The organism is Campylobacter sp. BCW_4323, from assembly GCF_001763115.1.
Classification (GTDB): Bacteria; Campylobacterota; Campylobacteria; order Campylobacterales; family Campylobacteraceae; genus Campylobacter_D; species Campylobacter_D jejuni.
Genome location: NZ_MJYC01000071.1, coordinates 1 through 691 on the forward strand (window position 1 = coordinate 1; position 691 = coordinate 691).

At 26.8% G+C, this 691-nt stretch carries 1 protein-coding gene; it reads right to left on the minus strand.

Features of this window, described 5'->3' with window-relative positions; all coding sequences use genetic code 11:
• Positions 1–15: 15 nt before the first annotated feature.
• Positions 16–691 (minus strand): lysozyme inhibitor LprI family protein (locus tag AJN60_RS07545; protein WP_070286208.1); only part of this gene is annotated, 676 nt, incomplete at its 5' end.

Genomic DNA, 691 nt, shown 5'->3' on the forward strand with positions numbered 1-691 from the left:
TGTCTTAATTGGCATTTAGTTTCCTAATAATTTATTAAGTTTTTTATCTTCTGTAAAAGCTTGGTACAAATCATTATAATACTCTTTGTATTCATCCACTATCATATCAAAATGATATATACCTATTTCATTTCTTAGAGAATATGTGATAAAATAGTTCCATTGTGCAATATTATAAGCCATAAAATCCACAACAACGCTTTGAGTAGTGTTTTCAAAAAATTTACTAAATAGATTATAATTAGATAAAAAATTCATATTTATCCCATCATAAGTTCCATTTTTATTGATAATAGGAATATTAATAAAATCTTCCATTTTTTGATTAAAATTCCATTTTTTTCTATTAGCTTCACTATCTATCATTCTAAAAGCTAAAGTAGCAATCGCTTCTAAATAAATTTGCTTTATGCAATCATTAGAATGTAGCTGAAAGTCTTCTTGTTCTTCGACTGCAAAATAACATTGGAATGTATCTCTATTCTTCATGACAGCTATATTAAAATACTTTAGTTTTTCTCTTGCATTTTGCCCCTCTTTTGTGTTTTTTGGGATACTCTTTAGTATTGAAAAATAGAGTTTAGAATATAATCTATCAAGTTTTTGCAACTCCCCACCTTCATCATTGCAAATCATCTTTTCAACCTTACTTTTTGCTTTAGCACAATCAAAACTAGGTTTGGCTTCTTTT